The organism is Sinomonas sp. RB5 (assembly GCF_054063535.1).
In genome coordinates this window covers 1-25,147 of the sequence record NZ_JBSSGJ010000007.1, presented here as the reverse complement: position 1 = coordinate 25,147, position 25,147 = coordinate 1, and the positions used below count along the sequence as shown (strand labels likewise).

General features: G+C 66.6%; 24 protein-coding genes. 8 read left to right on the top strand and 16 right to left on the bottom strand.

Annotated features, from left to right (window positions below; translation table 11 throughout):
- Positions 1-49 precede the first annotated feature (49 nt).
- Genes ACVWWH_RS09720 through ACVWWH_RS09710 form a run of 3 tightly spaced genes read right to left on the bottom strand, consistent with a single transcriptional unit; the run spans position 50 to position 2,366 of the window.
- Positions 50-553: a DUF2004 domain-containing protein gene (locus ACVWWH_RS09720; RefSeq protein WP_457316452.1), complete on the bottom strand. Its 504-nt coding sequence runs from the start codon at positions 551-553 to the stop codon at positions 50-52.
- 42 nt (positions 554-595) lie between these two features.
- Entirely contained in the window at positions 596-1,411 is an 816-nt protein-coding gene (locus ACVWWH_RS09715) for a DUF72 domain-containing protein (RefSeq protein WP_457316451.1), read from the bottom strand.
- 10 nt (positions 1,412-1,421) lie between these two features.
- Positions 1,422-2,366, bottom strand: a complete 945-nt coding sequence (locus tag ACVWWH_RS09710) for a LysR family transcriptional regulator (protein ID WP_457316450.1) — start codon at positions 2,364-2,366, stop codon at positions 1,422-1,424.
- 367 nt (positions 2,367-2,733) lie between these two features.
- Here ACVWWH_RS09710 and nrdH point away from each other — a divergent pair, with 367 nt between their 5' ends.
- Genes nrdH through nrdF form a run of 4 tightly spaced genes read left to right on the top strand, consistent with a single transcriptional unit; the run spans position 2,734 to position 6,688 of the window.
- Positions 2,734-2,982, top strand: a complete 249-nt coding sequence (gene nrdH / locus ACVWWH_RS09705) for a glutaredoxin-like protein NrdH (protein WP_066498111.1) — start codon at positions 2,734-2,736, stop codon at positions 2,980-2,982.
- Positions 2,983-3,037: 55 nt separating this feature from the next.
- On the top strand, positions 3,038-3,529 hold the full coding sequence (gene nrdI / locus ACVWWH_RS09700; protein ID WP_066498108.1) for a class Ib ribonucleoside-diphosphate reductase assembly flavoprotein NrdI: 492 nt from the start codon (positions 3,038-3,040) through the stop codon (positions 3,527-3,529).
- A gap of 17 nt (positions 3,530-3,546) precedes the next feature.
- Positions 3,547-5,667 carry a class 1b ribonucleoside-diphosphate reductase subunit alpha gene (gene nrdE / locus ACVWWH_RS09695; RefSeq protein WP_457316549.1) on the top strand — a complete coding sequence of 707 codons (2,121 nt, stop codon included), beginning with the start codon at positions 3,547-3,549 and terminating at the stop codon, positions 5,665-5,667.
- Between the two features lie 43 nt (positions 5,668-5,710).
- A complete protein-coding gene (gene nrdF, locus ACVWWH_RS09690) occupies positions 5,711-6,688 on the top strand; it encodes a class 1b ribonucleoside-diphosphate reductase subunit beta (RefSeq protein ID WP_066498106.1) in 978 nt (325 codons plus the stop codon).
- A 1,304-nt stretch (positions 6,689-7,992) separates the two neighbouring features.
- On the opposite strand, the gene ACVWWH_RS09685 is transcribed toward nrdF, so the two are convergent.
- The 7 genes from ACVWWH_RS09685 to ACVWWH_RS09655 all read right to left on the bottom strand — a co-directional run bounded on the left by ACVWWH_RS09685 (position 7,993) and on the right by ACVWWH_RS09655 (position 13,808).
- Positions 7,993-8,286, bottom strand: a complete 294-nt coding sequence (locus ACVWWH_RS09685; RefSeq protein WP_457316449.1) for a putative quinol monooxygenase — start codon at positions 8,284-8,286, stop codon at positions 7,993-7,995.
- Positions 8,287-8,474: 188 nt separating this feature from the next.
- Positions 8,475-9,236 (bottom strand): SDR family NAD(P)-dependent oxidoreductase, encoded by a 762-nt coding sequence (locus ACVWWH_RS09680; protein ID WP_457316448.1) that lies wholly within the window; start codon positions 9,234-9,236, stop codon positions 8,475-8,477.
- A 15-nt stretch (positions 9,237-9,251) separates the two neighbouring features.
- A complete protein-coding gene (locus ACVWWH_RS09675) occupies positions 9,252-10,094 on the bottom strand; it encodes a fumarylacetoacetate hydrolase family protein (RefSeq protein ID WP_457316447.1) in 843 nt (280 codons plus the stop codon).
- A gap of 15 nt (positions 10,095-10,109) precedes the next feature.
- The gene (locus ACVWWH_RS09670; protein WP_457316446.1) at positions 10,110-11,105 is read right to left on the bottom strand and encodes an aldo/keto reductase; all 996 of its coding nucleotides are present in this window, start codon (positions 11,103-11,105) and stop codon (positions 10,110-10,112) included.
- Positions 11,102-11,983 carry an amidohydrolase family protein gene (locus ACVWWH_RS09665; protein WP_457316445.1) on the bottom strand — a complete coding sequence of 294 codons (882 nt, stop codon included), beginning with the start codon at positions 11,981-11,983 and terminating at the stop codon, positions 11,102-11,104. The genes ACVWWH_RS09670 and ACVWWH_RS09665 overlap by 4 nt, the downstream gene beginning before the upstream one ends.
- Positions 11,984-12,003: 20 nt before the next feature.
- Positions 12,004-12,426 carry an RbsD/FucU family protein gene (locus ACVWWH_RS09660; protein WP_457316444.1) on the bottom strand — a complete coding sequence of 141 codons (423 nt, stop codon included), beginning with the start codon at positions 12,424-12,426 and terminating at the stop codon, positions 12,004-12,006.
- Positions 12,423-13,808: an L-fuconate dehydratase gene (locus ACVWWH_RS09655; protein ID WP_457316443.1), complete on the bottom strand. Its 1,386-nt coding sequence runs from the start codon at positions 13,806-13,808 to the stop codon at positions 12,423-12,425. Before ACVWWH_RS09655 ends, ACVWWH_RS09660 begins: the two co-directional genes overlap by 4 nt.
- Positions 13,809-13,957: 149 nt before the next feature.
- On the opposite strand from ACVWWH_RS09655, the gene ACVWWH_RS09650 reads away from it, so the two are divergent.
- A complete protein-coding gene (locus tag ACVWWH_RS09650) occupies positions 13,958-14,725 on the top strand; it encodes a FadR/GntR family transcriptional regulator (RefSeq protein WP_457316442.1) in 768 nt (255 codons plus the stop codon).
- 67 nt (positions 14,726-14,792) lie between these two features.
- Here ACVWWH_RS09650 and ACVWWH_RS09645 read toward each other — a convergent pair whose 3' ends face one another.
- Genes ACVWWH_RS09645 through ACVWWH_RS09635 form a run of 3 tightly spaced genes read right to left on the bottom strand, consistent with a single transcriptional unit; the run spans position 14,793 to position 18,353 of the window.
- Positions 14,793-15,764: a substrate-binding domain-containing protein gene (locus tag ACVWWH_RS09645; RefSeq protein WP_457316441.1), complete on the bottom strand. Its 972-nt coding sequence runs from the start codon at positions 15,762-15,764 to the stop codon at positions 14,793-14,795.
- 40 nt (positions 15,765-15,804) lie between these two features.
- Positions 15,805-16,803: an ABC transporter permease gene (locus ACVWWH_RS09640; RefSeq protein ID WP_457316440.1), complete on the bottom strand. Its 999-nt coding sequence runs from the start codon at positions 16,801-16,803 to the stop codon at positions 15,805-15,807.
- The gene (locus tag ACVWWH_RS09635; RefSeq protein ID WP_457316439.1) at positions 16,800-18,353 is read right to left on the bottom strand and encodes a sugar ABC transporter ATP-binding protein; all 1,554 of its coding nucleotides are present in this window, start codon (positions 18,351-18,353) and stop codon (positions 16,800-16,802) included. Before ACVWWH_RS09635 ends, ACVWWH_RS09640 begins: the two co-directional genes overlap by 4 nt.
- A 389-nt stretch (positions 18,354-18,742) precedes the next feature.
- On the opposite strand from ACVWWH_RS09635, the gene ACVWWH_RS09630 reads away from it, so the two are divergent.
- From ACVWWH_RS09630 to ACVWWH_RS09620, 3 genes are all read left to right on the top strand, one after another.
- Complete coding sequence (locus ACVWWH_RS09630; RefSeq protein ID WP_457316438.1) at positions 18,743-20,269, top strand: FGGY-family carbohydrate kinase; 1,527 nt, start codon at positions 18,743-18,745, stop codon at positions 20,267-20,269.
- Complete coding sequence (locus tag ACVWWH_RS09625) at positions 20,266-21,906, top strand: fucose isomerase (protein ID WP_457316437.1); 1,641 nt, start codon at positions 20,266-20,268, stop codon at positions 21,904-21,906. Before ACVWWH_RS09630 ends, ACVWWH_RS09625 begins: the two co-directional genes overlap by 4 nt.
- A 127-nt stretch (positions 21,907-22,033) precedes the next feature.
- Positions 22,034-23,128 (top strand): LacI family DNA-binding transcriptional regulator, encoded by a 1,095-nt coding sequence (locus ACVWWH_RS09620; RefSeq protein ID WP_457316436.1) that lies wholly within the window; start codon positions 22,034-22,036, stop codon positions 23,126-23,128.
- On the opposite strand, the gene ACVWWH_RS09615 is transcribed toward ACVWWH_RS09620, so the two are convergent.
- The 3 genes from ACVWWH_RS09615 to ACVWWH_RS09605 form a co-directional block, all read right to left on the bottom strand.
- Complete coding sequence (locus ACVWWH_RS09615; RefSeq protein WP_457316435.1) at positions 23,084-23,665, bottom strand: recombinase family protein; 582 nt, start codon at positions 23,663-23,665, stop codon at positions 23,084-23,086. The genes ACVWWH_RS09620 and ACVWWH_RS09615 overlap by 45 nt on opposite strands.
- A 329-nt stretch (positions 23,666-23,994) precedes the next feature.
- On the bottom strand, positions 23,995-24,177 hold the full coding sequence (locus ACVWWH_RS09610; RefSeq protein WP_457316548.1) for a helix-turn-helix domain-containing protein: 183 nt from the start codon (positions 24,175-24,177) through the stop codon (positions 23,995-23,997).
- Between the two features lie 93 nt (positions 24,178-24,270).
- Entirely contained in the window at positions 24,271-24,723 is a 453-nt protein-coding gene (locus ACVWWH_RS09605) for a hypothetical protein (RefSeq protein ID WP_066495758.1), read from the bottom strand.
- Between the last annotated feature and the right edge of the window lie 424 nt (positions 24,724-25,147).

Here is a 25,147-nt window from a genome sequence, read left to right as displayed (position 1 = left end):
TGCGGGGCCCCTGGTACGCCAGGGGCCCCGCAGCGGTGTCCGGCATGACTCAGTCCCAGAGCACCTCGTCGTCGACCACGCCGTCGGCGTCCGCCGCGGCCACGAGCACCTCGTCCGTGAAGTGCTCGCCGAGGGTGAAGTCGAGCACGAAGTACCGCTCAGGCTGGGCGGGGAAGATGCCCACATGGGCGAGCCGGAGGGCCTTGAGGAACACCTCGTCCGTGATGTCCTGGGCGCGGTCCACGCCGAAGACGGACCGGACTTCGCCGTCGTCGACGTTCTGGCAGTGGAAGCGCCGGTACTGCTCCGCGGCGCTGTCCGCGTCCTCGAGCTGCTGGCCGATGAGCTCCCGGACGGACTCGACGAGTTCCGGGAGGAAGCGGAGCCGGTAGTCCACCTTGTGCAGCGCGGCCTCGTCCAGCCGGTCCTGGGCCGTGATGTTGAGGTCGAGCTCGACGGGGACGCCGTCGAGGGTGAACCTGCCGGCCACAGCCCTCCCGCCGCCGGGCGTGAGGGCGATCTCACCGAAGTGCTGGCTCACTGCCGTCTCCATGACAGAACGATAAGCCCGCGCGGGCGCGGCAGGCCAGCATCCCTAGGCGAGCCGTGCGAGCAGCGCCGCCGCGTCGTGCGGAGCCCGCCCGTCGGCGTCGTTGTCGAAGTAGACGTACGCATCGCGCCCGGCGCCGAGCCAGCTACGCACGCGCTCCGCCCAGCGGTCCAGCGACGCCTCGGAGTACCCGCCCCCGTAGAGCCTCGCCTCGCCGTGCAGCCGCGCGTAGCGGATTCCGGACGTGTCCGCATCGACCTCCGGCCAGGTCCCGGCGCTGTCGGAGGTGACCATGCAGATGCCCTCCCGCGCGAAGAGCTCCCGCGCCTGGCCGCTGGCGAAGCTCGCATGCCGGGGCTCGACAGCGTGCAGGATCGGACGGTCCGCCGCCGCGCTGACCAGGGCCCTGTCGTCGGGGACCTTGGCGTCGTGCCGCGCGGCGAGGGCCGCGGCGTCGGCCGTGGTGCGCGGAAGGAGGTCGAAGAACTCGGCCAGCCGACCGGCGTCGAACGCCATCCGTGCCGGAAGCTGCCACAGGACGGGGCCGAGGGTGTCGCCGAGGGCGAGGACACCGGAGGCGAGGAAGTTCGCCAGCGCCGTCTCGATGCCGCGCAGCTGCAGCATGTGGGTGATGTAGCGGCTGCCCTTGACCGCGAAGACGAACCCCTCGGGGACGGCGGCCTTCCACGCCTCGTAGGAGGAGGGCCGCTGGAGGGAGTAGAACGAACCGTTGAGCTCGGCGGAGGTCATGCGCTGGGCGAGGTAGGCGAGCTCGTCCGCCTGCCGCAGCCCCTGCGGGTAGAAGTCGCCGCGCCAGCTGGCGTAGCGCCAGCCGGAGGTGCCGATGAATGCGCGGGCCATGCCGGACACGCTACCCCGGGGACGTTCCGCGCTCTGCCCGCGCGGCCCGGACGGGCAGCGCCGCGAGCGCCTCGGCGACAAGGTCGAGGAAGAGGCGCGTGGCGGAGTCCGCGGCGGCGTGCGGACGCAGGGCGAAGATGTTCCGGGCGAGACGGATCTCGGGCACGTCGACGAGCACGACCCCCTCGGGCGTCGCCTGGAGCGCGAGCTCGGGGACGAGGGCCGCGCCCAGGCCCGCCGAGGCGAGGCCCAGGCTCGCGTTGAAGTCGTCGCTGTAGGCCACCACGCGCGGGGCGAGGCCGCACGCGGCGAAGAGTCGGTCGATCACCGTCGCGTCGGAGGTCCCCGGGTGGTGGACGATCCACGGCATGCCGCCCAGCTGGTCCGCGGTGACGCGGGCGCCGTCGGCGATGCCCCAGGACTTCGGCAGCACCACATGGAACGTGTCGTCGCCGATCCAGAGGCGCTCCGCGGTGTGCGGCCAGGCCAGGCCGCTCTGGCCCACCTGGTAGACGAGGACCACATCGAGCCCTCCCCCCGAGGCGAGCCGCCGGATGGTGTCCCCGGGCTCGGCCACGGACACGTGCAGGTCCAGGCCGAGCCGGCGCCACCGCTCCCCGCTGAGGACCCGGGGGAGCACGTACGTCGCGAGGCTCGGGAAGATGCCGAGGCGGAGCTCCCGGCCCGCCGCGTCCGCGGCGCGGGCCGTCGCCGCCTTCAGGGCGTCGATGTCCGTGAGGACCTTCTCGGCGTGGCGGATCATCACCAGTGCCGCCTCGGTGGGGACGATGCTGCGCGGCGTGCGGCGGAAGAGCTCGACGCCGGTCTCGCGCTCGAGTGCCGCCATCTGCTGCGACACGGCCGACGGCGTGTACCCCAGATGGGCGGCCGCCGACGCGAACGAGCCGAGGCGGACCACCTCGATGAGGGTCGTCAGGTGCACAGGGTTGACCATCTCGGCTCCTTCCGGCCTCGACCCGCCCAGCCTACGACACGCCGCGACACGCCGTGAGATGGGCGACACGCACTTGGGCGCGGGTGTGGGAACCGGGCATCCACAGGCTGTGGACGCAGGGCCGTGAACGGCGTGAATCCGGGCTTTCTGCGGTGCATTAAATGTGGGCTGCGTGTGGACTCGCGGCGTGAGGAATGACATACTTGTAAGACAACATCTTGGGGTCCTCGGCGGCGACGTGCACTACATGTAGTATCGAGGGCACCGAGGTGCGCAGGACTGAATCACAGGGCTGTCAGGGCGGCCGTCGGTGCGGCAGCGGCGAACGCCTCGGCTGGGGAAGCTTTGGAGAATGGGGTAAGGATTCATGAACGTGACGGTCTACACGAAGCCGGCCTGCGTGCAGTGCAACGCGACCTACCGTGCCCTCGACAAGAAGGGCATCGCCTACCAGAGCGTCGATGTCACCCAGGACCCGGAGGCCCTCGAGCGCCTCAAGTCCATGGGGTACATGCAGGCGCCGGTCGTCGTCACGGACGCCGACCACTGGTCCGGCTTCCGGCCGGACAAGATCGCGGCGATCGCCGAGGGCAGCTCGGCAGCCTCGGTGGCCTGATCCCCGGCGTCGGGCACGCCCCGACTCCGCCATCCCAACGAGGGAGTGCGCTGAGATGACCTCCCAGGTCCTCGCCGCGGCCGACGCCGGGGCCACGGGTTCGGATTCCGGACCCCGCCCCACGGCGGCACGGCTCATCTACTTCTCCTCCGTCTCGGGGAACACGCGCCGGTTCATCGACAAGCTCGGCGTGGACGCCGCGCGGATCCCGCTCCACCAGGGCGAGGCTGCCCTCAGGGCCACGGCGCCGTTCGTGCTGGTGGTCCCGACCTACGGCGGGACCGGGGGAGCGGGGTCGGTACCCAAGCAGGTCATCAGGTTCCTGAACGACCCGCACAACAGGGCGCTCATCCGGGGCGTCATCAGCGCCGGCAATACGAACTTCGGGGACAACTACTGCGCAGCGGGCGACATCGTCGCCGCCAAGTGCCACGTCCCCCACCTCTACCGATTCGAACTCATGGGCACGCCCGACGACGTGGCCCGGGTCACCGAAGGATTGGACGCATTTTGGACACGACTCTCGCAGAGCCCGCAGTCGCCGTGACGGCAGACCCCAAGGAGCTGCCCGCCAACTACAAGGGCCTGGGCTACCACGAGCTCAACGCGATGCTGAACCTGTACGGCGAGGACGGCAGGATCCAGTTCGAGGCCGACCGGTACGCGGCGCGCCAGTACTTCCTCGACCACGTCAACACCAACACGGTCTTCTTCCACGACCTGGACGAGAAGCTCGAGTACCTCATCAAGAAGGACTACTACGAGCGCGAGACCCTCGACCAGTACACGATGAACTTCGTCCGCGAGCTGTTCGGCCGCGCGTACAAGAAGAAGTTCCGGTTCGAGACGTTCCTCGGCGCGTTCAAGTTCTACACCTCCTACACACTCAAGACCTTCGACGGCAAGCGCTACCTCGAGCGCTACGAGGACCGCGTGTGCATGGTGGCGCTCCACCTCGCCCGCGGCGACGAGCAGCTCGCGACCCAGCTCGTCGACGAGATCATCGCCGGGCGGTTCCAGCCGGCGACCCCGACGTTCCTCAACGCGGGCAAGAAGCAGCGCGGCGAGCTCGTCTCCTGCTTCCTGCTGCGCATCGAGGACAACATGGAGTCGATCGCGCGGGGCATCAACTCGGCCCTCCAGCTCTCCAAGCGCGGCGGCGGCGTCGCCCTGTCGCTGACCAACATCCGCGAGCACGGGGCGCCGATCAAGCAGATCGAGAACCAGTCCTCCGGCGTCATCCCGGTCATGAAGCTGCTCGAGGACTCCTTCTCGTACGCCAACCAGCTGGGCGCACGCCAGGGCGCCGGCGCGGTGTACCTGCACGCGCACCACCCGGACATCTACCGGTTCCTCGACACCAAGCGCGAGAACGCGGACGAGAAGATCCGCATCAAGACCCTCTCCCTCGGCGTCGTGATCCCGGACATCACGTTCGAGCTGGCCAAGAAGAACGAGGACATGTACCTGTTCTCGCCGTACGACGTCCAGCGCGTGTACGGCAAGCCATTCTCGGACATCTCCGTCACGGAGAAGTACTACGAGATGGTCGACGACGCGCGGATCAAGAAGACCAAGATCAACGCCCGCGAGTTCTTCCAGACCCTCGCCGAGATCCAGTTCGAGTCGGGCTACCCCTACATCATGTTCGAGGACACGGTGAACCGGGCCAACCCGGTCGCCGGCAAGGTCACCATGAGCAACCTGTGCTCGGAGATCCTGCAGGTGTCCACGCCGAGCGAGTACAACGAGGACCTCACCTACGCCGCGGTGGGCAAGGACATCTCCTGCAACCTCGGCTCGATGAACATCGCCAAGACGATGGACTCCGAGGACTTCGGGCGCTCCATCGAGACGGCCATCCGCGCCCTCTCGGCCGTGTCCGACATGAGCTACATCCAGTCGGTCCCCTCGGTGGCCGAGGGCAACGCGAAGTCCCACGCGATCGGGCTCGGGCAGATGAACCTGCACGGCTACCTCGCCCGGGAGCGGGTCCACTACGGCTCCGAGGAGGGCCTGGACTTCACGAACATCTACTTCTACACGGTGCTGTTCCACGCGCTGCGGGCCTCGAACCTGCTCGCGAAGGAGCACGGGCAGGCGTTCGGCGGGTTCGAGGACTCCAAGTACGCCTCCGGCGAGTTCTTCGACAAGTACACCGAGCAGGAGTGGGCGCCCCAGACCGAGAAGGTCAAGGAGCTGTTCGCCAAGGTGCACATCCCCACCCAGGACGACTGGCGTGAGCTCAAGGCGCAGGTCATGGAGCACGGGATCTACAACCAGAACCTCCAGGCCGTCCCGCCGACCGGATCGATCAGCTACATCAACAACTCGACCTCGTCGATCCACCCGGTGGCCTCCAAGATCGAGATCCGCAAGGAAGGCAAGATCGGCCGCGTCTACTACCCGGCCCCCTACCTGACGAACGAGAACCTCGACTACTACCAGGACGCGTACGAGATCGGCTACGAGAAGATCATCGACACCTACGCGGCCGCGACGCAGCACGTGGACCAGGGCCTCTCGCTCACGCTGTTCTTCAAGGACACGGCGACGACGCGGGACATCAACAAGGCCCAGATCTACGCGTGGCGCAAGGGGATCAAGACGCTCTACTACATCCGCATCCGCCAGCTCGCGCTCGAGGGCACGGAGGTGGAGGGTTGCGTCAGCTGCATGCTCTAGTGGTGGCACCCCCTCTGTTCGGATCCGCTCGAAAGGACCAGCGATGACTCCCGAGAAGCTCAAGCTCCTCGACCACGTCCAGGCGATCAACTGGAACCGCATCCAGGACGAGAAGGACGTCGAGGTGTGGAACCGCCTCGTGAACAACTTCTGGCTGCCCGAGAAGGTGCCGCTGTCCAACGACGTGCCGTCGTGGGCGACCCTGACTCCGCAGGAGCAGCAGCTCACGATGCGCGTGTTCACGGGCCTCACGCTCCTCGACACGATCCAGGGCACGGTCGGCGCGGTCTCGCTCATCCCGGATGCGGTCACCCCGCACGAGGAGGCCGTCTACACGAACATCGCGTTCATGGAGTCCGTCCACGCAAAGAGCTACTCGTCGATCTTCTCGACCCTGTGCTCGACCAAGGAGATCGACGACGCGTTCCGCTGGAGCCTCGAGAACGAGAACCTCCAGCGCAAGGCGCACATCGTCATGGACTACTACCGGGGCGACGAGCCGCTCAAGCGCAAGGTCGCCTCGACCCTGCTCGAGAGCTTCCTGTTCTACTCGGGCTTCTACCTGCCCATGTACTGGTCCTCGCGCGCCAAGCTGACCAACACGGCCGACCTCATCCGCCTCATCATCCGCGACGAGGCCGTGCACGGCTACTACATCGGCTACAAGTTCCAGAAGGGCCTCGAGAAGGTCTCCGAGGCGAAGCGCCAGGAGATCAAGGACTACACGTTCGAGCTGCTCTTCGAGCTGTACGAGAACGAGGTGCAGTACACGCACGACCTCTACGACCCGGTGGGCCTGGCCGAGGACGTGAAGAAGTTCCTGCACTACAACGCCAACAAGGCGCTCATGAACCTCGGCTACGAGGCCATGTTCCCGTCCTCGGTCACGGACGTGAACCCGGCGATCCTCTCGGCGCTCTCCCCGAACGCGGACGAGAACCATGACTTCTTCTCCGGGTCCGGCTCGAGCTATGTGATCGGCAAGGCCGTCAACACGGAGGACGAGGACTGGGAGTTCTGAGTCGTTGTAGATTTCCACGCAACTTGGACCTTTTTCCAACGTACTTGGTCCTCTTCCATCGAACTTGGTCCTTTGGTCCTTAGGTTGGAAGGTGCGGCCATCTCGGACTGCACCAACAACGCCCTCGTCTAGGGACGGGTCACGAACCGCGACTTCTTCCCAGGTTCAGAGTCGAGCTACGCGATCGTGCATCTTGTCGCAACCAACGATGAGAATCGAGATCCCTTGTCGGGTGTGAGATAGAGGTCTAGATGCAGGTCTGGGCATCTATTTGTCGGAAATGGATGGCCTATCTGCAAGTTCTTGCAGATAGGCCATCCGCTTGCCGGGCGTCGACCAGTTGGACGTACGCCGGTCAAGTTGGATGTGGTGAGCCACCTGCGTGGAAGGCTTGCATGTAGGTGGCCCAGGCTCGCTCTGGTCCACCCAGCACCGTTCGGTGACTACTTCTCGGAAGTTGGATCGCACTAGGCTATTGGCAAGCCCCTGAACACCGAGGACGTGAATCTGGATTCCCGCGTTGGTGTGAGAAATAGGTCTAGGTGAAAGAACCGGACCTCACGTGCAAGAGACGAGCGGCCTGCCTGGAAGTCTTCCAGGCAGGTCGCTCATTTGTGGGCGATTCTGCGAACCACCCCTTTGCTGTTCCTCATCCGCAGCTGAGGTTAAGCGGGCATCCCCCGCTTGCTCCCCTTCGGTCGGAATTTGGGGTGGTCTTTGTAATCGAATTACTCTCGCGGGTCGCATCGTCTTCAGAATCCGCCAAGAACTGTTGCACAGGTACGAACAGATCATCCGTAATGGCATATCTGAGAAGTTCCTCTTCGTGATAATTGAACTCTCAAAGGCGCCCCATGGCACATCCTCGTTTCCTCGCTCCAAGCGGGAGCCGACTGGTTCCTTGATAAAGACGTGTGGTTGCGCGATGTCGTCTCCGAGCCGATCGTTCCTGAGAGGGCCGCGTTCGCTTCTGAGCTCCTGCCGATTCTTCGCCCTTGATGTGTAACGCTTGTCGTGTACTCGCCTTTGTCCTGGCTTCCCCGTTCAGTTTTCGGCATGCGTGCCAAGTAGGGGAGAGTCGCGACTGGGACCAGCACGTGGATGCCCAGCGGATGCGCTGTCGGTGGCGGGGCGCCACGGGCAGCGCGTGATCTTTCAAACTGGCCCGGCGGAGCTGGCCCGGGCCCCATCGAGGCTCGGCATCGGCTACTCCTTCGACACCGGCGCACCGCGGCGCGCTGTCACTGCGGCGCATCGTCCTGCGAACTTCTGACTGTTCCCCTGTCCAAGCGCGCGTTGTGGAGTCAGACGACTGTGTTCAGCAGGGTCAAGGAGGGAGGCGATACCTCGAGATGCTGGCTTATCTCTTCCGTGAACCGTTGGCGGAGCTCTGAGGTGATGTGGGCTTCGAAGGACTGTTCGTTCAGGTACCGTTCGAGCAGGAAGTACTTCCTGGGCTCACGATCGAGGGTGTAGCTCCTGAATTGCAGGACTCCTGGCTGGCTGATGGACATCGAGGTCAGTTCACGGATCATCTCGGCGACTTGGTGCTCATGGCCCGGGCGTGCCGTGTACTCGGTGTAGAGGTCTTTGGTCATGGCTGGGTCGGCTTGGCTTTCTGTCGGCTTTCGCTCTTTCATCGGGAGGGCTCTGGGAGGGCCTGCGAACCTCGCTTGGCCGGGCTGCCTGGGAGTGCCGGTTGATACCCGTTGTTCCGGGATGATGAGCGGAGCCCAGGTGTCCGGACGGCTATTGCACCCAAGGCTGCTGCGCCGATTTCGGGGCCTTACTGGGTGCGGAGGCGGAGGGCCTGCATTCCACCGTCGACGGCAAGCGCGACTCCCACTGCTGATCTGTTGAGGGGGCTTGCGAGGTAAGCGATCGCTTCTGCGACTTCTTCTGGGCTCACGAGGCGGCCGTGTGGCTGCCGGGCATTCAGTGCGGCGCGTTCAGTCTCTGGTTCGGGGGCCGCTTCCAATAGGCGCCCGATCCAGGGTGTGTCGACGGTTCCCGGGTTGACGCAGTTTACTCTGATGCCTTCCCTGATGTGGTCGGCGGCCATGGCGAGGGTGAGGGAGTGGACGGCTCCCTTGCTGGCCGAGTAGAGGGCGCGTTGGGGCAGGCCTGCGGTGGCCGCAATGGAGGAGGTGTTGACGATGGCTGCGTTCTCGGAGGCACGCAGGTGCGGGAGGGCCTCTCGGGTGACTCGGGCGATGCTGATGGTGTTGATGCTGAGGACGCGGGCCCATTCGGCGTCGTCGTTGGCGGCGATGTCGCCCTGGGCGCCGATGCCGGCGTTGTTGACGAGGATGTCGATGCCTTCGAGGTGGTCGGCTGCGGCGGCGACGGCGTCTTCGACTGATGCGGTGTCGGAGACGTCGCACTTGAAGCCGCGGGTGCCGGGCGGTGCGGCCTGGGGGTTGAGGTCCAGGACGGCCACCGCGCACCCTTTGGAGCGGAGGAGTTCGGCGGTTGCCGCGCCGATGCCGGAGGATCCGCCGGTGACTACTGCGCGGAGCCCTTCGAATTCACCGCTGCTGCTGTTCATGGTGTTCCTGTCTGTTCAGAGTTGTGTGTAGTGCTGGCGCTGACGGCCGAGTCCGGTGATCTCCATCTCCACCACGTCCCCGTCGCTGAGGTAGGGGAACCGTCCTGAGAGGGCCACCCCCTGCGGGGTGCCTGTGAGGATGAGGTCGCCTGGTTCGAGCTGCATGTAGTGGCTGAGGTGGTGGACGAGGTAGTTGACGTCGAAGATCATGTCAGCGGTGCTGGAGTCCTGACGCGGCTCGCCGTTGACCCAGCTGCGGATCGCTAGCTCGCGGACGTCGACTTCGTCGGGGGTCACCAGGAAAGGTCCCAGGGGGCAGTAGCCCTTGATGCACTTCCCCTTGCTCCACTGGCCCCCGGACTCTTCCAGCTGGTATCTCCGTTCGGAGAGGTCGTTGGCGAGTACGTAGCCGGCGATGTGTTCGGGAGCTGAGGCGGGTTCAGACACGTATTCGGCGCGCTTTCCGATGACGATCCCCAGCTCGACCTCCCAGTCGGTCTTGACCGAGCCGGGGGGGATGCCGACGGGGTCGTTGGGTCCGGCGATGGTGTTGGGGGTCTTGAAGAACACGATGGGCTGTTCGGGCGCCGGGGAGCCGGACTCGGCCGCGTGGGCGGCGTAGTTCTGTCCGATGCAGATCACCGCGCCCGGTCGGGCGATCGGAGAGCCGATGCGCAGGCCTTCGATGCTGACCTCTTCGAGTTCTCCGGCGGTGAGTGCCTCGAGGGCGCGGGACGGGCCCTCGGCCCAGAACGCTCCGTCCAGGTCATCGGTGAGGGATTCGAGGCTGTAGTGCCGGTCGTCATGGAGCAGTACCGGTCGCTCGTGCCCGGGTTCCCCCACGCGTAGGAATCTCATGTCTGTCCTTGTCTTTCAGAAGGTGTGGTTCGGGTCAGGCGCTGGCGAGGGTATGAGCCCTTCGGCACGCAGGTCCTCCCAGAGGGAGACGGGAATGGTCTGGGCTGCGAGTTCGGCATTGCGCTTGACGTGCTCACGGGTCCGCATGCCCAGGGTCACGTTGACCACGGCCGGGCACTGGAGGGGGAACGCTATCGCCGCCGCGGGCAGGCTGGTGCCGTGCGCTTCGCAGATTTCCGCCAGTCGTGTCGCGCGGGCGATGAGCCCGGCAGGTGCGGGATGGTAGTCGTAGGTGGTGCCGGGGGCGGGCCGTTGACGGGAGAGCAGGCCGGAGTTGAACACTCCGACGTCGACGATCCCGACCTTGCGCTCGAGGCATGCCGGGATCAGTTCGCTGCTCGCTCCCTGCTCAAGGAGCGTGTACCGTCCCGCGAGCATGACGACGTCCACGTCGGTCTCGTTGACGAAGCGGCAGAGCATCTCGGCCTGGTTCATGCCCGCCCCGTAGGCGCCGATGACGCCCTGCCCGCGCAGGGCCGACAGGGTCGGAACGGCACCTTCGAGGGCCTCGGCCCAGTGCTCGTCGGGGTCATGGATGTAGACGATGTCGATCCTGTCCGTGCCTAGCCGTTCGAGGCTCTCCTCGATGCTGCGCAGCACGCCCTCGCGCGAGTAGTCCCGGACCCTCGTGAGGTCATCGGGCACATCGAAGCCTTCGGGGTCCCTTCCGACGGGGTGGGGGTTGGGCCTGAGGAGGCGGCCGACCTTGGTCGAGAGGATGTAGTCTCCGCGGGCATGGTGGGCCAGTGCGGCTCCGAGGCGGCGCTCGGCCAGTCCCAGGCCGTAGTGCGGGGCTACGTCGAAGTAGCGGATGCCGCAGTCCCAGGCGGTCTGGACTGCCGCGGCTGCCTCCTCCTCGGTGGTCTGCCGGTACAGGTTCCCAATCGAGGCGGCTCCGAACCCCAGCTCCGTCAGCTCCAGGCCGGTACCGGGCAGAGAGCGGGTCTTCATCGCGATGGCTCCTTGGAGTCGATGCCGTAGAACCGCTGTGCTGTTCCAGAGGCGACGGCTGCCTGATCTTGGGTGCTGAGGCCGTCCGTGGCGCGGCCTAGGACGATCTCTGCCCATTCCCTGTATGCCGCTGCGGGTTCCAGTCCTCCTTGCCGGGTACTGGAGACGGGCCAGTCGCTTCCGAACATGGATCGGTGGGGGCCGAAGGCGTCGAGGGCGGCCCTGAGATAGGGGAGTGATTGGGCCGAGAGGTCCTTGTCGGGGTCGGCTTCGGGTGCGGCGCCGGAGAGCTTGACGAAGGTATTGGGCAGGGCGGCGAGCTCCTTGAGGGCGGTGGCCCACTCGCGGTGTCCGCCTGTGCGGATCGGAGGCTTGCCCATATGGTCGAGCACCACTGGCAGTTCGGGGACCGTTGCGGCGAAGGCGGTGAGGGTAGCAAGCTGGCTGTGCCGGATGCAGGCGTCGAAGGCGAGGCCGGCCTGGGCGACGGCCTGGGCTGCTCTGAGGGTGTCCGGGGCAGTGATCAGCGAAGGATCCTGGTCCTGGAAGAGCCCCCGGACCCCCTTGACCAGAGGCTTCTGCTCAAGCTCCCGGAGCTGAGGGCGCACGTCCTGCGGTCCTGTCAGTGCAACGGAGGCGACTACGGCGAGCAGACGGGGGTCTTGGTGGGCAAGTCCGACGGCCCAGTCTGTCTCCTGCATCCTCTGCTCGGGACTCCTGTCCGCCTCGACGAAGACGAACCCCTTGAGTGGGACCCCGCCGGTGTCCAGGTCCGGCGGCATGAACGGCCTGTCCAGGCCGGGGGCTTCCCGGAGCCAGGGGTAGTGGAGCCGGGCAGGGTCCCAGAAGTGGAGGTGGGTGTCGACGATCTCTTCCATCTCTGTGTCCCTTCAAGGCCTTAGGCCGTGGTCCGGACGCCGAGGGTGAGCAGCAGGTTCGCGTATTGGCGCATGTCTGCGCTGGCGATCACCGCTGCCACGTCCGGTTCGCGGGCGGCTGCGTAGAAGTCGAAGCGTCCGCAGGCGCTGAATGCCACGTCGGGGCCCAGCTGTTCCCGGTAGCCCTGGACGGCGGGGGACTCGGTCCCGTCAGCTGTGGCCATTGTCAGGGCTGCCTCGATGGGGACCGCGTCCAGGAGGACCTCGAGGATCTGGTCCACGGTCAGCAGCCCCGGACGGAGATTCAGGGCAATCCTGGCCGCCGTTGGCGGGGCGCCGGTGCTGTGGGGGTAGTTTGCGTCGGCGATCAGGATCCTCGACCCGTGGCCGGCACGGGCGAGGACAGCCAGGAGGTCCGGGTGGAGCAGCGTGTAGTTGATCATGCCCGGCTCCCCTCACCCACTGAGGCGAACACGGGGCCGACACCGGAAGTCCGCTCGCGGTGCAGCTGTTCGCCCCGGCCCTCGGCGGTCCCAGACCAGTAGGTGCCGGCGGGGTAGGCGAAGCGCTCGAGGGAGGACTGGTGCATCTGGGCGGAGTAGCCGGGCTTGGAGGGCAGCACGTAGGCGCCGTCGCGGACGATGCAGGGATCGCTGAAATGCTCGTGGAGGTGGTCCACGAACTCGGTCACCCGGCCGGTGAGGTCTCCGGAGACGGCGACGTAGTCGAAGATCGACAGGTGCTGGACGAGTTCGCACAGCCCCACACCGCCGGCGTGGGGGCAGACCGGGATGCCGTGCTTCGCCGCCATCAGCTGGACGGCGAGGACTTCGTTGACGCTGGCGAGCCGGCAGGCGTCCAGCTGGCAGTAGTCGATGGCCCGAGCCTGGAAGAGCTGCTTGAACAGGACCCTGTTCATCCCGTGCTCCCCGGTCGCGACCCCGATGGGCGAGACGGCGCTGCGGATCGCGGCGTGGCCGAGGACGTCGTCGGGGCTGGTGGGCTCTTCGATCCACAGCGGCCTGAACTCGGCCAGGCGTCCCACCCATTCGATCGCCTGGGGCACGTCCCAGACCTGGTTGGCATCGATCATCAGGTTCGCCTCGGGGCCGATCACCTCGCGTGCGATCCGCAGGCGGCGCACGTCGTCCTCCAGATTCGCTCCGACCTTCAGCTTGATGTGGCGGTATCCCTGGTCCACGGCTTCCTGGCACAGGTGCCGCAGCTTCTCGTCCGAGTAGCCGAGCCACCCCGCGGAGGTGGTGTAGCAGGGGTATCCGGTGCGTTCCAGCTCGGCAATCCGTTCCTGCCGAGTCGGTGCCATCTTCTCCAGCAGTTCGAGCGCCTCTGCCCGGCCGAGCACGTCGGAGAGGTAGCTCAGGTCCGCGGCGTCGACGAGCTCTTCGGGGCTCATGGCCGCCAGGAGCCTCCACAGCGGTACGCCTGCCCGCCTGGCCGCCATGTCCCAGACGGCGTTCATCACTGCGCCCAGTGCGAGGTGCTCCACCCCCTTGTCCGGTCCCAGCCAGCGCAGCTGGGAATCCGCCTTCAGGGACCGGTAGGCATCACCCGGTGCTCCGCACAGCTCCTGGACGTCCCGGCCAACGAGCGGCCGGGCACGCAGCTCGATGGCCGCCGCACAGACCTCGTTCCCCCGGCCGATCGTGAAGGTGAAGCCGCACCCGTACACCTGCGGGTCCTCTGTGTGCAGGACGATGTAGGCAGCGGAGTAGTCCGCGTCCTTGTTCATGGCGTCCGAGCCGTCCGCGGACAGCGAGGTCGGGAACCGCACGTCATAGACGTCGAACCCAGTGACACGGGACATGGCAAACTCCAAAAATCGACGGTTCGGCCTAAAGATCAGATGATCTTCATCATATATAGCGTATTGACGGGTTCGGTCCATAGTTCGAGGTGTAAACATCATATGATTGATGGAAGTTCTTCCATGCACGGAAAGGCAGGTGGGCGCTGATGCCCGATGTGGACGCTCGGCCGACGATGTCCCAGACGGAGGTCGTCATCAGCGGTGTTAAGCGGATGCTGGTCACGGGCAGGCTGGCCCCGGGGGACAGGCTCCCGGTCGAGAAGGATCTGGCGGCTGAGCTGGAGGTCTCGAGGGGATCTTTGCGGGAGGGGGTCAGGGCCCTGTCCACCCTGGGCATCCTGGAGACGCGCCAGGGGGCCGGGACCTTCGTCACGCAGCTGGAGCCGGCGAGGCTGCTCTCCGCCATGCAGTTCTGGGTCGGGCTGCAGGAGGGCGTGAGGGCCGGTGAGGTCCATGCCGTGCGTCGTTCCCTCGAGACCGAGGCCGCCGGGGCCGCTGCCGCCGGAATATCTCCGGAGGAGTTGGAGCGGGCGGCCGGAATCCTCAGGGGGGCCGAGCAGGCCATCACGGGCGAGCCCGTTGACCACGCCGCTGCGCTTGATGCCGACATCCGGTTCCACCGCCTCATCGCGGAAGCCAGCGGGAACGGGGTCCTGGCAGCGCTGATCGAAGCTCTCTCGGAGCCGACGGTGCGGGGGCGGATGTGGCGTTCGACCCACGACCTCCCTGGGCTCCTGCAGACGCACCGGGAACATCTGGCGATCCTGGCAGCCCTGAGGGAAGGGGACGCGGAGCGGGCAAGGGTGCGGATGGCTGCGCACCTCTATGGGGTGGAGGACTTCCTGCGCACCGCCGCCCCCCACGAGATGGGCACTCCGGCCGAAATCGCGGGGACCGACTCCAGCACGGTGTAGGCGGCAGGGCAGCAGCGAGGCATCGCCGCTGCCCTGCCCGTGGCCTATCCCCGGTCACGCCCGGTGCTCACTGGTACAGCAGCGGGGCGATCTTCGGGTCGTCGATGTTGCTCTTGTCGTAGAAGTAGAAGCCCGTGTCGATCGTCTTGGGCAGCTTCTCTCCCTTGATCGCCTGCATCGCGGCCTTGACCACCTGCTCGCCGATCCCGATCGGGTTCTGGGTGATCGCCCCGGCTTCCACCCCTGAACGGATGGCGTCGGTCTGGGCCTTGCCGGAGTCGAAGCCGATGACGGTGACCTTGCCGGCCTTGCCGGCTTCGGTGACCCCCTGGATCACGCCCTCTGCGGCGCCCTCGTTCGCACCGTAGATCCCCTTCAGGTCGGGGTTGGAGGTGATGAAGTTCTTGGCGATGTCCGCGGACTTGCCCAAGTCGCCGCCCCCGAACTGGGGGGTCAACACGGTGACGTTCGGTGCGTTCTGCTTCATCCAGTCCACGAAGCCCTGGACGCGCTGCTTGCCGTTCTCGCTCGTCTGGTCGAAGCCGACGACTGCGACCTTGCCCGAGTTCCCGATCAGCTGCGCCATGTGCTTGGCCGCTTCGGCTGCCGCAGCGCTGTTGTCCGTCGCGGCAGTGGTCACGGGGACGTCGCTCTTGACCCCGGAGTCGAACCCGATGACGGGGATCTTCTGCTGCTGTGCCTGGGAGAGCAGGGGCGCGACCGCGTTGCTGTCCAGGGCGGCCAGGGCCAGGGCGTCCGGCTTCGTCGCGAGGGCGTTCTGGATCATGGTGACCTGCTGGGCCACGTCCTGCTCGGTGGGCGGGCCGTTGAAGGTGATGCTGGCCCCTTCCTTGGCGGCCTCCTGCTCGGCGCCCTTCTTCACGGCCTGCCAGTAGGCGAACTGGAAGCCTTTGGCGATGATCGCGATGTTCTTCCCGCCGCCTGCGGCGGACGAGTTCCCGTCGCCTCCGCCGCAGGCGGCGAGGGACAGCATCAGGGCAGCAGCAGCCGTTGCTGCGACGCCGTGCTTGATTCTCATGTGGACTCCTTGTTTCGAAGGTTCGGACCTCTCGGTCCATTCAGTGCTGCTGCTTGCGGCGGACGATGTCCATGTAGACGGCGAAGAGGATGACGCAGCCCAGGACGACGTTCTGCCACTCCTGGGGGACGTTGATCAGCTGGAGGCCGTTGTTGAGGATCGCGATGATCAGTGCGCCGATCACGGTCCCGACCATGGACCCCTTCCCGCCGGAGAGGGAGGTCCCTCCGATCACCACGGCGGCGATGGCCTGTAGCTCGTAGCCGGCGCCCACGGCCGGCTGGGCGGAGCTGAGGCGGGCCGAGATCAGCACGCCGGCCAGGCCGGTGAAGAGCCCTGCCATCGTGTAGATCAGGATCTTCCACTTGCGGACGTTGATGCCCGAGATGGCGGTGGCTTCCTCGTTGCTGCCCATGGAGATCGCGTAGCGTCCCACGAGAGTGCGGTTGAGAAGGACGCCGGCGATGACGGCCACGACGAAGAAGATGACGACCGCGTTCGGGATGGCCACTCCGGGGATGAGGTTGCCCGATGAGATGTCGATGTAGTGGGGCGCGTTGGTGAAGTAGATCGGGGACGTCTTCGAGATCACCAGGGCCAGGCCCTGTGCCACGAGCATCATGGCCAGGGTGGCGATGAAGGGCGGGATTCCGAACAGGGACACGGCCGCGCCGTTGAAGGCTCCCATTGCGGCCCCTACGGCCAGCGCTCCCAGGACCCCAACCCAGATCGGCAGGCCGAGGTTGGCGATCAGGACCCCGGACATGACGGCGCACAGGCTCATGCCTGTTCCGATCGAGAGGTCGATCCCGCCGGTGACGATCACGAAGGTGGTTCCCAGCGCGAGAAGGCCCACGACGACTGCGGACAGCAGGACGTTGGTGATGTTCGTGAACGTGAAGAACGTCCGGCTCACGATCGAGAAGAAGATGATGATGACGATTAGGCTGCCGAATGCCAGCAGCTGCTGGAGTCCGGCTCTGGCGCGGTTCCCGATCCCTGGGGCTGCGCTCTTGCGTTGCAGGGTCTGCTGGCTCATTTGGACCCCACCCCTTCCTGCGGTTGTTCGACGGCGCCCAGAACGTCGGGGCGCAGCGTGGCGTAGTGCATGATGGTCTCCTGGTCGGCTTCGTCCGCTTTGAGGACGGCGGTGATCTTCCCCTCGCACATGACCGCGACGCGGTGCGACATCCGCAGCACCTCTGGGAGCTCGGAGGAGATCATGATGATCGACTTGCCCTGGGCGGAGAGCTCGTTGAGGAGTCTGTAGATCTCCTCTTTGGCTCCCACGTCGATTCCGCGGGTCGGCTCGTCGAAGATCAGGATGTCGCAGTCCTTGAGCAGCCATTTGGCGATGACGATCTTCTGTTGGTTCCCGCCGGAGAGGTTCTTGGCGGTCTGTGAGGAGGAGGGCGTCTTGATGCGCAGGGCGGAGATCAGCCGCTCGGACTCCTCCTTGACTTCTTTGTCCCGGATGAACCCCAGGCGAGTGCTGTGCCGGGCGAGGGAACTCAGGCCGATGTTGGCCTTCACGTCGCGTTCCAGGAGCAGGCCGTACCGCTTCCGGTCCTCGGACAGGTACCCGATCCCCATGCTGGCAGCCTCTGCCGGGTTGTGGATCACGGTTTCGCGGCCGTTCACCGTGGTCGAGCCGGAGTCGATCCTGTCTGCGCCGACGATGGCCCGGGCAAGCTCGGTGCGTCCGGCCCCGAGCAGGCCGGCGAATCCGAGGATCTCGCCCTTCCTCAGCTCGAAGGAGACGTCCTTCAGCAGGGCCTTGGTGCTCACTCCGCGGACGCCCAGGACCACGTCTTCGCGTGCGTTCTGCACTTCGGGGGCCGTCGCGTCGGAGATCTCGCGGCCCACCATCAGCCGGATGACTTCCTTCATCGAGGTAGCAGCCGTCTCGAGCGTGTCCACGTAGTGCCCGTCGCGGATCACGGTGATCCGGTCGGAGATGGCGCGCAGCTCGTCCATCCGGTGGGAGATGTAGATGACTCCGGTTCGCTCGTTCTTGAACCGTCGGATCAGCTGGTGGAGGGTCTCCACCTCGGCGTCGTTCAAGGCTGCCGTGGGTTCGTCCATGATCAGGATCCGGGCGTCGTACGAGAGGGCCTTGGCGATCTCCACCATCTGCTGTGTGGCGACGGTCAGGTCCCCCAGCCGGCTGCGGGGGTCCAGGGGGAGTTCGAGGCGCTCGAACAGCTCGGCCGCCCGCCTGTTGAGGGAGCGCTCCTGCAGGAACGTCCCCGCTGCGCGCGGTTCACGTCCTATGAACACGTTCTGGGCGACCGTCAGGTCGGGCATGAGGTTGAATTCCTGATGGATGATGCTGATGCCCAGCTCTTGGGCGTGGCGGGGGCCGCCGATGTGGACGGGCTGGTCGTCGATGAAGAAGCTCCCGGAGTCCGGTTGGTATATGCCCGAGAGCAGCTTCATCAGTGTCGATTTGCCCGCGCCGTTCTCTCCCACGAGCGCGAGGACTTCGTCATGGCGCAGCTCGAGGCGGACGTCCGCCAGGGCCCGGACGCCCGGGAAGCTCTTGTTGACGCCCTCCGCGCGCAGGAGCGTCTTCGGGGCCTCGCTCAACGCGCTTCCCACCCTTTGCCCCCTGCTCGGCGGGACGGAGCTGCGGACCCTGCGGGATGGGTCGCCCCTCGCCGTGGAAAGGGCCCGAGGCCGGCGTGGCTGCGGTGGCAGCTCGCGTAATCGATTACGAACATGTCGGCATCGTAACCTAGCTCACATGGGACGGTAAAGACCCTGCATACATCCAACCTCAGGTCGAGCTGCGCCGCCCTATACGGGATGGAATCCCGATGAACCGGGCTATACATCATATGTATCTGAGAAGGCAGTGGACCGGTCCGCTGCGAGGAGGCCACACTTTTGCCTTCTCTTGAGTAATCGATTACAGGCGGATACCGTGACTTCCACCACACAGGACCGTGTGGGTGCTGAGGGAGAAGGAGGGCTCTATGGATGCGTCTGAGGAGGCGGTCCTGGCGGTGGACGTCGGCACGTCCAGCAGCAAGGGGGTGCTGGTCGCCATGGACGGCCGGCTCCTGAGGAGCGCCGTGCGCCCCCATTCGGTCCTGCGCCCGGGGCCCGGGCAGGTCGAAATGGACGCAGAGGTGTGGTGGCAGGAGTTCACCGCGATCAGCCGGGAGCTGACCGCGGGGGGCCCGGCGAGGGTGACAGCGGTAGGGGTGAGCGGTATGGGTCCTTGCGTGCTGCTGGCCGACTCCGGTGGGAGGCCGCTGCGCAACGCCATCCTGTACGGGATCGACACGCGTGCCACCGAGCAGATCGAGGCCCTCGAACGGCGGTTCGGCGCAGAGAACATCCTCGCGCGTTGCGGATCGGCCCTCTCCACCCAGGCCGTCGGGCCCAAACTCGCCTGGCTGGCCGAGAACGAGCCCGAAGCGTACGCCAGGGCCCGGATGCTGTTCATGCCCAGCTCCTTCCTCGCCTACCGGTTGACAGGCGAATACGTCCTGGACCACCACTCGGCAAGCCAATCGGTGCCGCTGTACGACTCGGAGTCCCTTCAGTGGCACCTCCCGTGGGCCCGCGCAATCGCGCCCGAACTGGAGCTGCCGCGGCTCAAGTGGCCCGGGGACATCGCCGGGGCCGTCACCCCCGACGCCGCGGAGGCGACCGGCCTGCCGGCCGGGATCCCGGTCATCACCGGCACCATCGACGCCTGGAGCGAGGCGGTGAGCGTCAACGCCCAGAACGTCGGCGACCTCATGCTCATGTACGGCAGCACGATGTTCTTCATCAACACCGTGCCCAGCAGGCTGACCTCCCGGACGATGTGGGGCACGGTCGGGGCCTTCGAGGGAACGTCGAACCTCGCCGGCGGCCTCGCAACCTCCGGGGCGCTGACGGCATGGCTCAAAGAGCTCTTCGGCGCCGCGGACTATCCCCAGCTCCTCCGAGAGGCCGAGCTCTCGCCGCCCGGGGCGCACGGGCTCCTACTGCTCCCGCACTTCGCGGGGGAACGGACTCCGATCGGCGACCCCCACGCCCGCGGCCTCATTGCCGGGCTGACCCTCTCCCACACCCGGGGGGACATCTACCGCGCCGCGCTCGAGGCGACCGCACTGGGCGTGAGGCACAACATCGCCGCCATGGAAGAGGCCGGGGGATCCATTGAACGGGCAGTCGCGGTCGGAGGGGGAACCCAGGGGCGCCTGTGGATGCAGATCGTCAGCGATGTCACCGGGCTTCCCCAGACCATCCCCTCGATAACGATCGGCGCCAGCTACGGGGCAGCCCACCTGGCCGCCAGCGCTGTAGGCCACCCCGACATCTCCCTCTGGAACCCGCCCGCCGATGAGATCACACCGGGCCGAGGCGTAGCCGCCCAGTACGACGAGCTCTTCGACCTCTATCTGGAGTGCTACCGGGCCACAGCCCCCATCTCCCACCGGCTGGCCGCCCTCCAGGCCGGTCCGGCCAAGGCTTCCGCTTCCCTCCGAGCTGAAAGAACACGATGACCTCCTATACCTTCCCCCAGCTGCCGGCCGCGCCCGCGGCAGAACCGAAGACCGTCTACACCGTCGCTTCCGGGGACCTGCGGCTGAGCGCCAACGTCAAGTGCTGGCCGACCCAGGAGCGGCTCGAATCAGATTTCGCCGCCGCCGTCCAGGCCCTTGGCTACCGCATCGAACGGGCCCACGGCGTCGACGGCGGAAAGGGCCACGGTTTCATCGACAGCCAGCGGCACGGGATCGAGGTCTTCAAGGGCATTCCTCCGGAGGCGCCGCTGGTCGTGGTCGAAGCCGTGTGGCAGTACTCCCACCACGTCCTGCCCGGGCTGCGGACCCACCGCGGCCCCATCCTCGTCGTGGCGAACTGGGCCGGGGACTTCCCAGGCCTCGTGGGGCTCCTGAACCTCACCGGCAGCCTCACCAAGGCAGGAGTGGACTACTCGGCCCTGTGGAGCAAGGACTTCACGGACGAGTGGGCCGTGGAGAAGCTGAAGACATGGCTCGAGACAGGACACGTCGAGCACGACCAGTCGCACGTGCGCGACCTTCCCGCGCTCCCGGAGGACCGCGACGAGGTCAGGCTCGGGCGCGCCCTCGGCAACGAGCTCGTCACGCAGAAGGCGATCATCGGCGTGTTCGACGAAGGCTGCATGGGCATGTACAACGCCATCATCGACGACGAGCTGCTCAACCCGCTGGGCATCTACAAGGAACGCCTCTCCCAGAGTGCACTGGTCGCCGAAATGCAGGAGGTCACGGCCGAGGAGGCGTCCTCGGCCAAGGACTGGCTCGAGAGGGCAGGGCTGAAGTTCCACTTCGGGACAGACGGGGCAACCGAGCTCACCGAGGCCCAGGTGCTCAGCCAGCTCAAGATGTACATCGCAGCCGTCCGCATCGCCGACGACTTCGGGCTCGACGCCGTCGGCATCCAGTACCAGCAGGGCCTCAAGGACACCGTCCCGGCAAGCGACCTGGCAGAGGGCCTGCTCAACAACGTGGAAAGGCCCCCGGTACTCTCCCGCGACGGCTCCCGCGAGCTCTACGCGGGCCGGGCCCTGCCCCACTTCAACGAGGTCGACGAAGGAGTCGCGGTCGACGCCCTGATCACCAACCGCATCTGGACCGCCATGGGGCTCGACCCAGCAACCACCCTCCACGACGTCCGCTGGGGGGAAGAGTACGACGGCGAATTCGTATGGGTCTTCGAGATCTCCGGCTCCGTCCCGGCCTCCCACAACGGCGGCTACGACAAGTCCTACAGCATGCGTCAGCCCCCCATGTTCTTCCCCTTGGGCGGGGGAACCCTCTCCGGCGTCTCCAAGCCGGGAGAGATCGTCTGGTCCCGCGTCTTCATCATGGACGGCCAGCTCCACCTCGACCTCGGGTTGGGCCACGTAGCGGATCTTCCCCGCGAGGAGACCCAGCGGAGGCTGGACGCAACCGACCCCCAGTGGCCCATCATGAACGCCGTGCTCCACGGCGTGGACCGGGACCAGCTGATGGCCCGCCACAAGGCCAACCACGTCCAAGTCGCCTACGCCCCCGACACTGCAACAGCCGAACAGGCACTCCTGGCCAAAGCGGCATTCTTCGACGAACTCGGCGTCCGCGTCCACCTCTGCGGCGACATCAGCGGTATCTAATACCATGGTCAACATGACCTCGTCCCCGGCGCCCCGGAAGGGGGCCGAAAGGGGAGAGGGCACCCGGGAGCGCCCCTCGCCCCCCAATGGGGGCGCTCCCGCGAAGCCGGTTGCCAAGATCAGAGACGTGGCAGAAGAAGCCGGAGTCTCCGTCGCGACCGTCTCACGCGCGATGAACAAGCCAGACAGCGTCAGCCCGGAGCTGAGGAAACGGGTCCACGCAGCCGCGAAGAGGCTCGGCTACCGGCCCAACCCTCTGGCGCGGAGCCTCCGACGTCAGCGCACAAAGGTCTGGGCCCTCATCATCTCCGACATCAGCAACCCCTTCTTCACATCTGTCGCCCGGGGCGTGGAGGACATCGCGCAGAAGGCCGGCTACTCCGTCATGCTGTGCAACGCCGACGAGAAGCCAGCCAAGGAAGCCGCCTATCTGGCCGTGGCGGAAGAGGACCGGGTCGCCGGGGTGATCCTCTCGCCCCACAACGCCAATACCGACATCTCCTCCCTCCAGAACGCGGGTATCCCATGCGTGGTGATCGACAGGGCCCTCGCCGAGCCGGTCGACAGCGTGCTCGTGGACTCGCGGTCGAGCTCCCGGGAAGCGACCCTCCACCTGCTGGATCAGGGATGGACCGCTCCCGCCTGCATCACTGGCCCCGAGGACGCCAGCACCGCCATGGACCGTCGCAGGGGCTATGAGGATGCCCTCCGGGAGCGCGGACTCTCCCGGCACGAGAGAGTCGTCCACGGCGCATTCCGCACTGAAGACGGGCGGCGGGCCGCTGCTGCCCTACTCGATTCGGAAGCCGCTCCCCCCGACGCGTTCTTCATCGCCAATGCCAGCCTCGCACTCGGCGTTCTCGCCGAGCTGGCGGAGCGGGGAATCCGTCCAGGGAAGGACATCGGGATCATCATGTTCGACGACGCCCCATGGGCGCCCCTGCTCAACCCGCCCATATCAGTCGTCTCCCAGCCCGCGTACGAAGTAGGAACGGAAGCCGCCAGGCTTCTGATCAGTCGGATCGGCGAAGAGACTCCCTCAATCGGCCGCAGGACGCTCCTGGCGACCACCATGATCCCCCGTGAAAGCTCACGACGGGTCGGCGCCCCAGACCGCTCGCCGGCGACGTCCACGCCGAGACAGCCTGACCTCCCGCCGATCAGGCTGCCCGGACAGCTAACCCTCGAGTGCCCGGGATCGTCTGTAGAAGGTGGCGCGTGACATTCCGAGGTCGCGGGCGACCTGGGCGGCGGATTCCCCGCCTTGGACGAGGCGGAGGGCGCTTCGGATCTGGCTATCGGTGATCCGGCGGGGTCGGCCGCCAAGGTCCTTCCCGGCTGCTCTGCGCTTGGTGATGGAGTCGGTGGCGCGTTCGCGTTTGATCTCGTGCTCCATCTGGGCCACGGCGGCCATGATGGTGAACAGCATCGAGCCCATGGGTGTTGCGGTGTCGACGTCGCCGCCGCCGAGGTTGAGTACGCGCAGCCCGGCGCCCCGGGCCCGGAGGTCCTGGGCGAAGGCGAGCATGTTCTGGGTGGACCGGCCGAGCCGGTCCAGCGTCGTGATGACGAGGGTGTCGCCCTCGATCAGCGCCCCGAGCGCCCGGTCGAACGCCGGCCGCGACGCCCGGGCCCCGGAGACTCCGTGGTCCACATAGAGGTCGTCGCGTCGGACGCCGGCGGCCAGGAGGTCCGCCTGCTGCCGGTCGGTGGACTGCTGCCGGGTCGAGACCCGCGCGTAGCCGATCAGCTTCGCCATGGACCACTCTGATGTGTCTCGTAACCAACGATGGATACCGTCATCCAACCAGAGTCTTTTGAGACATAGTTACGAGAATCGCCGGAGGCGGACAGAATCCTGCTTCGTCGCGGAAATCAGGGCGCCGGCGCTGCGGTGACTGGGGGTGCCGATGAGACGTCTCGTATCTCCAGCGTTGAGAGACGACGTGAGGGGTAGTATTTCGAATCCGGCGGATCCGTCAGCAGGACGCGAGGTGGCAGAAACCAACAAGGGTGATTGCTGGCGCCACGAACGGCCTCGTGCGGTCGGTTTCGGTAACCTCGTGCATCGAGAGCTGGACGTTCGCCTTAGACGTCGGCCCCGAACAGGTTCCCAAGGAGTTCGCGTCGGCTGTGGATGCCCATCTTCGCGAACACGGATTTCAGATGGTCCTTCACGGTGTAGTCGGAGATGAAGAGGCGCCCTGCGATCTGCCGGGTGTCCAGGCCGGCAAGGGCCAGCCCGACCAGTTGCCGTTCACGGACGGTCAGTCCGTGCGAGCGAGCGAGCAGGTCGAGGACTTCGCGGGACGGGTCCGGGACGGCTTGCCGTCCCGGACCCGTGGCGCAGCGCTGCGGCTGGTTCTACGGGGAGACCTGCAGCTGGGCGTTGCCGATGCCGCTTGGGATGAATCCTGGCAGGGTCAGGAAGGTCTCGTCGGTCCCGGTGTAGTGCCCGGTGGTTGCCGGGACGGTGACCGTCGTGAGGTAGCCGCCGAGCCCGTTGAGGGCGGTGCCGGAGATGATGATCTCGGTCCCGTCGGGGCTGTACTTCCAGGTGACGTCACCTAGGTCGGAGACGGCGCCCTCGCCGCCGTGCCCGCAGTCGGATCCGGCGTAGTCGCCGGTTCCGTCGCTGTTCAGTCCCCACCAGATCCACACTCCGCCGCCGTGGGGGCCTGCAATGTTGTCCGAGAGGGTTATCTGGTAGATCTGCCCGCTGCCGTAGTCGGCGGTGGCGGGCCCTGCTGTGGCGAAGGCTGCGGCGGCCAGTGCGGCCGTGGCGACGCCTAGCACAGCTGTGCGCGTCTTCTTCATCGTGCTTCTCCCGATCTCTGCGAGGGAGCGCTGCCCTGCCGTCCCAGCGTCGACAGCGGAAGGCAGAAGGGCCGCCCGCCACAGTGGCGGGACGGCAGGCCGGCGCTGCTGCCGGCTTCAGCGCGAGACCTCGCCGAATCAGGGCGCTGACCCCGCAGGTCCCCCGGGATCTGGGAAAAGGGTAGGCCCGGACAGGACGGGCGGCAATACGCCGATGCGAGAACTGCCCCACCGGCCCGAGACCGTTCCCACACGAGAGCGCGGTTAGGTTCTCGAATTGCCACGACGCCCGGGATGGGACATCTCCACGTCGCGGGGCACGCGCGCACGGCCTCTTGACCTGCCCGGGGAGGGAGCGTAAACCGGAGAGGTCATCGGATCGCTCTGGCTGGGTTTCGCACGGCGCGGTCCGCCCTCGGTCTCG